Source organism: Streptomyces flavotricini (assembly GCF_020639365.1).
Classification (GTDB): domain Bacteria; phylum Actinomycetota; class Actinomycetes; order Streptomycetales; family Streptomycetaceae; genus Streptomyces; species Streptomyces flavotricini.
The window spans coordinates 645,677-653,322 of sequence record NZ_JAINUL010000001.1; the positions used below are offsets into that span (position 1 = coordinate 645,677).

8 protein-coding genes and 1 pseudogene are annotated in these 7,646 nt (G+C 73.0%); 6 read left to right on the plus strand and 3 right to left on the minus strand.

Going from position 1 to position 7,646, the window contains the following annotated elements:
• Nucleotides 1-277: 277 nt before the first annotated feature.
• On the minus strand, nucleotides 278-952 hold the full coding sequence (locus K7B10_RS03250) for a GNAT family N-acetyltransferase (RefSeq protein ID WP_229334436.1): 675 nt from the start codon (nucleotides 950-952) through the stop codon (nucleotides 278-280).
• 266 nt (nucleotides 953-1,218) lie between these two features.
• Between K7B10_RS03250 and K7B10_RS03255 the strand changes: the two genes are divergently transcribed.
• The 5 genes and pseudogenes from K7B10_RS03255 (at nucleotide 1,219) to K7B10_RS03275 (ending at nucleotide 5,444) form a co-directional block, all read left to right on the plus strand.
• Nucleotides 1,219-1,866, plus strand: a complete 648-nt coding sequence (locus K7B10_RS03255) for a hypothetical protein (protein WP_229345770.1) — start codon at nucleotides 1,219-1,221, stop codon at nucleotides 1,864-1,866.
• Nucleotides 1,867-1,915: 49 nt separating this feature from the next.
• Nucleotides 1,916-2,131, plus strand: a pseudogene (locus tag K7B10_RS03260) (hydroxymethylglutaryl-CoA lyase-like TIM-barrel protein); the annotation flags it as partial.
• Between the two features lie 430 nt (nucleotides 2,132-2,561).
• On the plus strand, nucleotides 2,562-3,356 hold the full coding sequence (locus tag K7B10_RS03265; RefSeq protein WP_229334437.1) for a hypothetical protein: 795 nt from the start codon (nucleotides 2,562-2,564) through the stop codon (nucleotides 3,354-3,356).
• A gap of 79 nt (nucleotides 3,357-3,435) precedes the next feature.
• Complete coding sequence (locus K7B10_RS03270) at nucleotides 3,436-4,773, plus strand: hypothetical protein (RefSeq protein WP_229334438.1); 1,338 nt, start codon at nucleotides 3,436-3,438, stop codon at nucleotides 4,771-4,773.
• Nucleotides 4,770-5,444 (plus strand): hypothetical protein, encoded by a 675-nt coding sequence (locus K7B10_RS03275; RefSeq protein ID WP_229334439.1) that lies wholly within the window; start codon nucleotides 4,770-4,772, stop codon nucleotides 5,442-5,444. Before K7B10_RS03270 ends, K7B10_RS03275 begins: the two co-directional genes overlap by 4 nt.
• Nucleotides 5,445-5,482: 38 nt before the next feature.
• Here the strand turns inward: K7B10_RS03275 and K7B10_RS03280 are convergent, their stop codons facing one another.
• Complete coding sequence (locus K7B10_RS03280; protein WP_308284486.1) at nucleotides 5,483-5,893, minus strand: hypothetical protein; 411 nt, start codon at nucleotides 5,891-5,893, stop codon at nucleotides 5,483-5,485.
• 272 nt (nucleotides 5,894-6,165) lie between these two features.
• On the minus strand, nucleotides 6,166-6,906 hold the full coding sequence (locus K7B10_RS03285; protein ID WP_229334440.1) for an SDR family oxidoreductase: 741 nt from the start codon (nucleotides 6,904-6,906) through the stop codon (nucleotides 6,166-6,168).
• Between the two features lie 114 nt (nucleotides 6,907-7,020).
• Here K7B10_RS03285 and K7B10_RS03290 point away from each other — a divergent pair, with 114 nt between their 5' ends.
• Nucleotides 7,021-7,509, plus strand: a complete 489-nt coding sequence (locus tag K7B10_RS03290; RefSeq protein WP_229334441.1) for an RrF2 family transcriptional regulator — start codon at nucleotides 7,021-7,023, stop codon at nucleotides 7,507-7,509.
• The last annotated feature ends 137 nt before the right edge of the window (nucleotides 7,510-7,646 follow it).

The window sequence follows — 7,646 nt, forward strand, 5'->3', positions numbered from 1 at the left end:
GCGCAACTACACGCCCCAAGACCCTTGTCTCCCGGTGTTGCGCGCCCGCCTTTCCGATCCCCGCGGTCGCGCCTCACAGAGAGTGCCGGAGAGCGCAGTCACGCGTCAATCAATCTTCGATCTTTTGAGGTTCATCTGAGTTAAAACGATCCCCACAACCGAACGCGATACGGAATCAAAGAATCCGCCAATACGGAATTTACTAATCCACGAGACTGGGGCGACTCAATGCCCCGGAATACCCTCTTTTCCCCGACGGCCCCGCGGCGGCGTGCGGCTACGCGGTGGCCGCCGTGCCGGACGCCGTGGCCCCGCTCCCGGCGTCGCGCCACATGGGCCAGAGGGCCGGCCCGCCGTCGGGCAGCCGGATCTCACCCGTCACGCGGAAGCCCAGACCCTCGTAGAACGGGATGTTCGAGGGCATGCTGGATTCCAGGTAGGCGGGTTGCCCGAGCCGGTCGCAGTGGGCCAGCTGCTCCCGTACCAGCGCCGAGCCGACTCCCGTTCCCTGGAACGCCGGATCGGTCCCCAGGGTCGGCAGGTACCAGTGCGGTGTCTCCGGGTGGGCCTCGTGGAGGGCGTTCTGCACGCCCGCCGCCCGCGACAGCCCCCCGACGCCGAACACGTACGCGTACCGCGGCATCGCCGCCAGCTCCCGTAGCGCGGAGGGCTGCCAGTGCCCGGGCCCCGACCACAGGGCGGCCGCCAGCAGTTGTCCCCCGTCGGTCGCGGCCACCCGTACGGCGCCTGCGCGCGGGCGCTGCTGACGCTGGGCCAGCTCGAAGAAGCGGGCCGTCCTGCGGGCCCGGCCGGCGGCGCCGGGGAACATCCAGGCCATGACCGCGTCGTCGGCGAATGCGCGGGCCAGGAGCACCGCGATCGCGCCCGCCTCGCCCGGCCGCGGACGCCGGATGCCGTACGGGGCGGTGGGCCGTGCTGTACGTGCGTTCATGGGGCCACCGTAGGCAGCCGGTCCGCGCGTCCCCCCCCGGCCTGCCGCTGGACACGCCCGGCAGATCGCCCGGCCGTCCGGCACACGGCGGCCGGGCACCGGGCACCGGCCCCCTGTCTCGGCGGCGGTGTGCGCGAACTCCGCGGCGGAAAGACGGGGCTGTCCGGGCGTCCGGGTGACAGCACTATGGTCTCGAGGCAGGTGCGACCCCGAGACGATCGTCGACGCCGAAGCCACAGGAGGCACGAGGGATGGCCGGACGGCCGATGAAACCGATCCCCGATGACGCGCCCCCGGAGCTCGCCCGGCTGGCCGAGCTGCTCCGGGATGTGTGCCTGGCGGCAGGTGGGCGACCACTGGCGGCGATCGCGGAGCGAGCCGGTGTGCCGAAGTCCACGCTGCGTCACGCCCTGGGCGGCGAACGCCTGCCGAACATGGAGACGGTTCTCGGCCTCGTCGCGGCATGCCAGGACCCGGCCGTGGAGGCGATCGTCCGGCAGGACGAGCGCATGCGCGCCGCCGTGCTGTGGCGCGAGGCCTACCGGGCGGTGAACGCAGGCCGGTCGGGGCTCCCGGACGCCGACGAGGCGCCGCGCGAGCTCGCGGTGGCGAACCGGTTGATCCAGGGCTACCACGGCCACCCGCCCGCCGACCGGGCTTCGGCTCGGCAGGGCTCGTACGCCGCCCGTACCCGGATCGACTCCGCCGCGGACGTGGACGGGGTGGTCCGGCTGCGCGAGGAGCGCCTGGCCGCGGAGGCCGCCTTCGACGCGGCGGTGGAGCGGCTCGGGGAAGCCACCGCCGCGGTCGCCGCCGCACGCGCCGCACTGCGCGCGGCCACTGCCGCCGAGCGCGACGCGACGGCCGCGGGAGCGAGGCCCTCGGAGGCCGCCCGGGGGCGGGACGAGGGCTGACGACGGAGCCCTGGGCGACCACGCCCTGATCGCGCACTACGCGCAGGCCGTGGCCGGTGCCGGGGCGGGGCTGATCGTCCCGGCGGACACGGTGGGCGCGCAGCTGCCGCTCGGCTGCGGGGAGATGCTCGGCCGGGTGCGCGCGGAAGCCGGGAGTGAGGTCGTTCCGGCCTCCCACCTGCACAATGGCCTCGGGCTCGGGCTGGCCAACACCGTGCAGGCGCCGGCCGCGGGAGTTCGGGTGGTGTCCTCCTCGTGGCTGGGCATCGCCGGGCGGGCAGGCATGGTCGCCACCGAACAACTGCTGTTCCTGCTCGCCCGGCACACGGCCGATGTGGCGGGAGCGGACGCCGCACCGTGGTGGACTCCGCCCGACCGGGTCGTCGCTGCGGTGGCCACCCGCCTCGGGCACTCCCCGGGCCGCGGCCAGACCCGGGCGGCCGACGCAGCGCGCGGCGCGGTGGACATGGACCGTGCCCGGCAAGCCCTGGGCAGGGACGACGAGCCGCTCCCGAGGTACACCGGCCGATCGTTCCGTGCCCGCACGCCCCCCTGCACAACCACCGCGCCCGCCACCGCACTTGTCGGACGCTCCGGCCCGCAGGAGAGTGATGGCTGCGCGCGGGGGGCGACACCACTCGGCTCCTGTGCGTCACGGACGGCGCACCGGATCCGAGGAACAGGAGCGCAGGGGCATGCCCATCCAGCAGACGATCGACCACCCCACCAACTGGATCATCGAGGTGGACATCAAGGACGTGAGCGCGCTCGCTCTGCACGGCGCACCCGCCGGCGAGCGGCTCGTGGTCTTCGTGTCGGAAACCCACCACAACACGCGGTACGACAGCGGCCGGCGCGACGAGATCATCCGGCAGCTGTCCTCGCACCCGAAGGTCACCCTCGTCATCGAAAGGGACATCAGTCCTGTTCCGCCGGCGCCCAACATGGTGGTGGAGAGCACCCCGGGCCTCTCTCCCGGCGACTCCGAGCGGGACGACACGGTGATCGCACAGCTCGTCGACCACCTGAACCGGCTGCCTCCCGGCCAGAAGGGCCGGTCGATCGTGTTCCTCTTCGGAAACGATCACTTCGACAAGCTCCGCACCCGCCTCGACGTGGCACTGGCCGAGCCGGTGACGCTTCGTCATTTCCGTTCCATCCGTGACCAGATGGACGAACTGAGCCTGGCGGCCCCGGCGCCCGGCCCTGCCGACCAGGCGATCGGCTGGGTCCGTACGGGTCAGTTCACGGCGAGCGAGGGACAGGAGGCCCTGAACAGCGACCTCTTGCGCCGCGGGCTCGTTCCGGTCCCCTATCAGGTCCACGTCCACTCGCCGGGCGTCTTCGCATGGGGCAAGCAGGGCTTCTACTTCCACACCTCGAACCAGTCGATCATCGACCGCGGCGCCGAGCTCGCCGAAGAAGGCACCATTCCCGTCATGATCCGCGACCCGCAGGAGGTCAGGGGCCGAGAAGGCCGCGTCGGCTGAGGCGTGACAGGGGCGCGCCGGGCGACGGAGGCGGGGCGGCGGGACCTGGAGGAGAATGGGGAGTGGCTCACGGAGGGTCATGTTTCCCTATGCCTTCCGGGCCCGCCGCTCGTTGACCGCCGTGCTCGCGTGCGCGGTGTTCGCCTGGGGTGCGCCCGTTGCTGCTCCTGCTGCCACCCCGCCGGTCCGGGCCGCGGCGGCGCGGTCCATCACGCTCGATCCGTCCCAGGGCCCGCCGGGGAGCAGGGTGGGGGTGCACGGCTACGGGTTCGACAACTGCACGACGGCCGGGATCGCGCCCGAGCCGAATCCTGCCGAGGCCGCCGAGATACACGTCACCTGGGAGGGCGACGACGACCCGAGCGTCGTGACGGCCGGGGCCGACGGCGAGTTCGAGACGGACGTCACGGTTCCGTCCGATGCGACTCCGGACAGTCACAAGGTCACCGCGCGCTGCACGGTCAACTCGAAGCTCAGGGCGACCGCCGACTTCCAAGTGACGGCGGACACCGGGCCGACGGCCCTGGCGTTGGACCCGGCCGACGGGCCCGCGGGGACGTCGGTCGCCGTGACCGGCTCGGGATTCGACGGCTGTACCGGGGGCGGCGGCGAGGCCGGTTCGGTCACGCTGACGTGGGACGGCGGCCCGCTGCCGGATGCCACGCCGGCGGAGGTGCCGGTGGACCGCGGCGCTTTCGCGGCCGAGTTCGCCGTACCGTCCGACGCCGATGCCACGGATCACACGGTCGCCGCGACCTGCGTCGGGTACGAGCAGGTTTCTGCCGAGCAGCGGTTCACGGTGACCGGTGCGCCCGTGTCGCAACCGGAGGTGAAGGTCGATCCCGCTTCGCTGCCGTTCGGTGGCGGATCGGCGACCGTATCCGGTTCGGGATTCAACTGCCCGGAGGTGGCCCTGTCCTGGGAGGGCGAACAGTGGGACACGGTGGCTCCCGACGGGGACGGCGCCTTCGACACCGAGTTCCAAGTGGCGCCCGATGCCGCCGAGGCCTCGTACACCGTACGGGCCGAGTGCACGGATGACCCCGGTGCGGGCGCCGAGGCGACGTTCTCGGTGACCGGTGAAGATCCCGTCACGCCCACCCCGACTCCGCCGACCCCGACTCCGCCGACCCCGACCCCGACCCCCGATCCCACCCCGGACACGGTCCCCGTCGGCCTGGTCGTCGGTTCGGGTCTGCTCGGAGCGGCCCTGCTGGCCCTCGCGGGCTACGCGTTCCTGGGCCACCGCCACCACGGACCCCGCTGGGTCCACGACCACGTCAGCTCCCGGCTGCGGCCGGCGCCCGCGGCGACGGACGTGGCCGAACCCTCGGAGACCGGTCCGCCCACCCGCTCCGTACGGCTGGAACCTCACCCCGACCCGGGTGAACAGACGCTCAGGGAGGAGGACCCATGACCACCACCCCCGTCGTCGAGCCCCTCACCGTCCGGGACCTGCTGCTCGGTCCCGAGACACGGGCCCCCGAAGCGCTCGCCGAGTCCCTGCGGGCGCACGGTGCGGTGACGGGCCTGCTGCCGGGCGGGCACGGCCTGACGTCCGCGGCCGACCGGGCCGTGGGGCGCGAGCTGGCCACCGTCGTCAACGGCTTCCTCGACCTCGATCTCGTCTCCCTGGCGGCCTCGGGCTGGTCCAAGTACAAGGCCCTCCAGGAGGCCGCACGGCGCACCAGCCGGTCCCCCGGCAGCGAGGAGGTCGTCGCCCTGGCCACCCACACCATCAGCTCCACGCACCACCCGTCGGTGGACCTCCTGGTGGACGGCGCCCCGGCCGCCACCGTCCCCGTGAACCTGACCGTCCTCTTCCGGATCAGCGGACTGGTCGGGGTCGTCCGCGACGGCCGGCTCGTCGCCGCCCGCAGCGGGCAGTGCGCGGTGGAAGCCAAGCTCGCGGTACGGGACGTCGTGGTCGCCTCGCGCGAAGGGGGGCTGGACATCCCGGCCGCGCTGCGCCTGCGCGAGCCGATCGACCTGCTGCCGCACCGTCCGCCGGTCCCGCCGGCGGCACCGCCCCGGCCACCGGTTCCGCCGGTTCCGCCGGTTCCGCCGGTCCAGTGGGGTCGCGGGTAGACCAGGAACGGGGCAGCCCGCACGGGGGAGGTTGCCCGTCAGGCCTCCCCGGTACGGGCCGCCCCGCTCAGCAGCCCGCGCCAACGGCCCCGCTCCGTCCACAGACACGCGGTGGCGAGCACGGTCACCGCCAGGGCCGCCCACGCGGGCCACGCCGCCCAGGACGCCGCCACGGCCACGGCGAGCTGGAGGAGGACCAGGGCCACGGTGACCGCCCCCGGCACCGCCACGATCACATGCGCCTTGTCACCGGGGGTGGAGAACACCGTCGGCAGCCCGATCAACAGCGCCACGGCCGCCACCGCGGCCCCCACCGACCAGGGCGCCAGCGCCCACGGCGCGGCCACCCACGCGCACAGCTCCGTCGCGAACCGCAACACCGAGGCGGTGTCCGCCCGTTCCCCGCCCTTCATGCGACCCGCCGCCTTCGTCCCACTGTCGTGCGTCATGCCGGACACCCCTCCCGTCGTACGCCGCGCCGGGCACACGATACGAGCTCAGACGACCGAATTCACCCCTGTTCCATACGGTGAGCAGGACCTGTTCGGGGCCCTCGCGCCGGGGAAACGCGTGGCGCTGACGCGGCGACGACCCGCCCGCTTGTGCGGGTGACGCCGGACGGCCCGGACCGCCTGGTCCGGGCCGTCCGGCCACCGGTGCGTGCCCGGCCCGGCCGTTGCGCCGGCGGGCGGCGGTGACAGCCTGGCGGTCGGGGCCGCGTTCAGCGCGTCGTGCCGAGCCATTCCCCGTAGGAGGTGGAGGCCGGGCGGGCGTCGGGGCCGCCGGTCAGGACGTCGCCCTCCACCGCCGCGAACATGCCCGCCTGCTCGTCGGTGACGACCCTACGGGGGTCCTGCCGGGCCGACAGTGTGAGACGGCCGAGCTCGTCGAGGGCGAAGACCTCGGGGCCCGCGACGTCGACCGTGCCGTTCAGCGGTGCGCCGGTGGTGACCTCGGCGAGGGCGGCGACGACATCGGCCGCGGCCATCGGCCGGACGGGGGTGGAGGGCAGCCGGACGGTGTGGTCGTCGGCGGTCCAGGCCAGCACGGCGTCCATGAACTCGAAGAACTGGGTGGCGCGGACGATCGAGTACGGGGTGGGCCCCTGCTTGAGGACGTCCTCCTGGAGCGTCTTCGCGCGGTAGTAGTCCAGCTGCGGCACGCGGTCGACGCCGACGATCGACAGGATCACCTGGTGGCCGACGCCCGCCCGCTCGCCCGCCGCCAGCAGGTTGCCCGTCGTGGTGCGGAAGAAGTCCGGGGACGCCTCGTCGAAGGTGGGCGAGTTCGTCACGTTGACGACGGTGTCCGCGCCGGCGAGCGCCTGATCCAGCCCCGCGCCGGTGAGCAGGTCGACGCCGCTCGACAGCGATGCGGCGACCACCTCGTGTCCGGCCGCGCGGAGCGTGGAGACGAGCTGGGAACCGATGAGTCCGGTGCCGCCGATGACCGTGATCTTCATGACCGTGCCCTTCCTTGCCTGGGACCGAGTGCGGCCCTCTGCCGCCTCAAACTCGGACAATCTTTATCCGAGATGTTACTCGGATAAGCTGTGTCCGAGTCAAATGGAGGGCGCATGAAACTGTCCGGGGGCGTGGAGTGGGCGCTGCACTGCTGCGTGGTGCTGACCGCGGCGAGCCAGCCGGTGCCCGCCGCCCGGCTGGCCCTCCTGCACGACGTCTCGCCGAGCTACCTGGCCAAGCAGATGCAGGCCCTGTCCCGGGCGGGCCTCGTGACCTCCGTCCAGGGGAAGACGGGCGGATACGCACTGACCAGGCCCGCTTCCGAGATCACCGTCCTGGACGTGGTGCAGGCCGTCGACGGAGCGGACCCGGCGTTCGTCTGCACCGAGATCCGGCGGCGCGGCCCGTTCGGAGCCCCGCCCGAGGCGTGCACGAAGCCGTGCGGGATCGCCGGCGTGATGGCCGCCGCCGAGGCCGCGTGGCGGGCTTCGCTCCAGGCGGTCACCATCGCCGACCTGGTCGGCTCGGTGGAACGGGACGACGGCCCCGAGGCACTGCCGACCATCGGCGCATGGCTGAACCCCTCTTCCGGCCGGGCCTAGGCTGTAGTTCGTGATGGTCCGTGGGACAGAGTGGGGGCATGACTAGTGCTGTGACCGGGAAGGTTTGCCGGGTTGTTCCTGGTGCTGGTTGGACATGAGTTCTCCAAGCAGCGTGGGGAGGCGTGATGGCGAAACCG